Source organism: Nocardia sp. NPDC052566 (assembly GCF_044547285.1).
GTDB lineage: Bacteria > Actinomycetota > Actinomycetes > Mycobacteriales > Mycobacteriaceae > Nocardia.
Genome location: NZ_JBIUAF010000008.1, coordinates 89,979 through 92,647, shown reverse-complemented (window position 1 = coordinate 92,647; position 2,669 = coordinate 89,979). Strand labels below are relative to the sequence as shown.

General features: G+C 65.8%; 4 protein-coding genes. 2 read left to right on the top strand and 2 right to left on the bottom strand.

What is annotated here, in order from left to right:
• Positions 1-124 precede the first annotated feature (124 nt).
• Complete coding sequence (locus tag ACIG5A_RS38885) at positions 125-730, top strand: Uma2 family endonuclease (protein WP_397249664.1); 606 nt, start codon at positions 125-127, stop codon at positions 728-730.
• 128 nt (positions 731-858) lie between these two features.
• Here the strand turns inward: ACIG5A_RS38885 and ACIG5A_RS38880 are convergent, their stop codons facing one another.
• Positions 859-1,398 (bottom strand): DUF1772 domain-containing protein, encoded by a 540-nt coding sequence (locus ACIG5A_RS38880; RefSeq protein WP_397249662.1) that lies wholly within the window; start codon positions 1,396-1,398, stop codon positions 859-861.
• Complete coding sequence (locus ACIG5A_RS38875) at positions 1,395-1,949, bottom strand: peroxiredoxin-like family protein (protein WP_397249660.1); 555 nt, start codon at positions 1,947-1,949, stop codon at positions 1,395-1,397. The genes ACIG5A_RS38880 and ACIG5A_RS38875 overlap by 4 nt, the downstream gene beginning before the upstream one ends.
• Positions 1,950-2,019: 70 nt before the next feature.
• On the opposite strand from ACIG5A_RS38875, the gene ACIG5A_RS38870 reads away from it, so the two are divergent.
• Entirely contained in the window at positions 2,020-2,637 is a 618-nt protein-coding gene (locus ACIG5A_RS38870; protein WP_397249658.1) for a TetR/AcrR family transcriptional regulator C-terminal domain-containing protein, read from the top strand.
• Positions 2,638-2,669 lie beyond the last annotated feature (32 nt).

Here is a 2,669-nt window from a genome sequence, read left to right as displayed (position 1 = left end):
ACCCGAGCCTCGCTGGTGACAAACGCGTGCCCCGCGTTTGTCACCAGCGGAGGAGAGGATTCTCCAGGCTAGAATTGGGCCGATTCAGCATTCGCCCCTGCTCGATGAGGTTGGAGGTGTTCCAATGGCAATGCCTGCGCCGCGCGTACCTGCGTCGCCCATACCTGTGCCACACTCCGACCGTTGGACGGCCGCAGACCTCGATCACCTGCCCGATCACGGACTGCGTTACGAGGTGTTGAATGGCCAGCTCGTCGTGAACGCGGCGCCGAAACCGCGTCATCAGCTGATTATCAAGGCATTGGAGCGCGCGCTCGACGCCGCCGTGCCAACAGACCACCTGGTAGTCGAGGGGGTCGGTGTACTGATCGGCGACGACGAGCCAATCCCGGATCTCATGGTGGTGACGCTCCCGATTGATGTGGACGAACGCGGGATACCGGTGAAGCAGGTCGAGCTCGCCATCGAAGTGGTATCCAAGTCGACCACCTTGCAAGACCGCATGGTGAAGCCGGTCCTCTACGCCGAGGCCGGAATCCCGAACTACTGGCGCTTCGAGACCAACGCGTTCAAGGGGCAACTCCCAGGTGAAGTCCTGCCGGTCTTGTTCGCTTACGAACTCGGCGAAGACCGCACCTACGAGTTGACGCACCGAGCGGCGGCCGGAAACACCGTCAGTCTGCACAGCCCCTTCGACTTCACCGTCGACACTGGATCACTGTTGCCCTGACCGGGACCGGACTGCCGTTCGGTGTTCAGGTGGCGGGGATCGTGTGTTCTTCGGCGAAGACCTTGCGGCATACCGGGCGCAGAAGATGTAGTGGGTGAGCGTCAGTTGGGTGGACAGGTCGACGGTCATCATCGGCGTGCTTCTTTCGCAGGGAGCAGGGTGAGGGTGACGATGATGAGGAAGGCCAGCAGTGCCAAGCCGGTGCGGGTGAAATGGTAGGTCTCCCAGTGGGAGAGGATGTTCGCGTAGTCGGCGGGTGGGCCTGCGACGGCCCACTGTTTGATCTGCTGGTTGATCGGGATGTTGCCGAGGCGGGTGGTCAGGAATACGCCGACGACCAGTGCGGTGGCGGTGGCGGCGAGCCAGCGGTCGCGGGCGGTGCTGCGGATGGCGAGGGTCAGGCAGCTGAGGGCGGTCAGCGCCATCAGTGACTGCATGACGAGGCCGTTCACGCTCATCAGGGCGGTGTGGAAGGTGAAGCGGACGTCCAAGGGCACTTTTCGGAAGGCGTAGAGGACGTTGACCGCGCCATAGCCGAACGCGCCCGCGAGTAATCCGCCGAAGGTCAAGGCGCACGCGCGGGCCAGCTCAGGGCGTGCGATGCGGAAAAGCGCAGTGCTCGTGGGGCTTTCGGGTGCTGTTTCGTCGGCCGTGGTCGTGTGCCTCATCGGGCCGCCTCAGTGCGGACGTGGGCGAGTAGTTCGTCGACGGACCACTGGTCGTCGGCGTGGGCGCCGTGTTCGGCGGCGAGGACGCGGCCGTCGGGGGCGATGAGGAAGTCGGCGGGCAGGCCGAGGCGGCCGCCTTCGGCCTTGGTCGGGGGAGCGGGTTTTCCGGCGCGGACATCCCGGAGGGTGTGGGCGATGCTGCGGGCTATGGTGGGCCAGGCGCGGGGGTCGAGCAGGGCGCGTGGTGCGGATTCGACGCCGAATTCGCGGTAGAGGGTGCGGGCCGGGTCGGCGATCAGGTCGAGTGGGAGATCGTCGGCGTACTTCCGCAATTCCTCGGCGCTGGAATGGAATACGACCACCTCGCGAACGTTCGCGGCGGTGATCTCGGCGTGCCTGGTGACGATCGAGCGCAGGTGCAGATTGCAGATCGGGCAGCCCGCGAAGCGGCGGAATTGCAGGTGTATCAGGCGATCCGGGTCCGGAATCGGGACATCGGCGTCGGTGATGGTGACCAGGACGCGTGGGCCGACGGTTGTTGGCAATGGCATGAGAACTCCTTCGTAGGCATACGTCGTACGCCTACGTTCAGTATGCGCGTATCTTGTACGCTGTCAATCCATGCCCCGTCCTCGCTCGCTGTCGACGACCGATCTGGTGTCGGCCACCCTCGCGGTGATCGATCGTGGTGACCTGTCCGCGCTCACCATGCGGGCGGTGGCCAACGAGCTGAATATGGCGACCATGTCGCTGTATCGCTATGTTGCCGATCGTGGCGAGCTCGAGCTGCTCGTGGTCGATCAGGTACTCGGTGCGGTCGACATATCGACCCCGCCCGACGCCGAATGGCGTGCGCGCGTGGCCCTCCTGGTCGATCGGATGCGCGCGGCGATCTCCGCGCATCCGGCGATCGCCCCGCTCGTCCCGCGCCACCGCCACGACTCGACCTCGGCGATGCGCTGGATGAACGCCATGCTCGGCGCGCTCGCCGACGGCGGATTCCACGGCCGCGCACGAGTTATCGCGCAGCGCACGGTGATCGCCTTCCTGCTCGGCTTCCTGGAGAATCAGCACTACGCGGCGATCGGCGGCCGCGGCACCGCCGTGCTCGCGAAGCTGCCCGCCGAGGAGTATCCGTTCCTGGCCGCGACCGCGGCGGAGGCGCGAAAGCTGGTTGCGGAAGACGAGTTTCGCGGCGGTCTGGAGATCGTGCTGCGCGGGCTCGTGCCGGGAGAATGAGAGAGAGCCGTCGCCCACCGTGGGGCAACGGC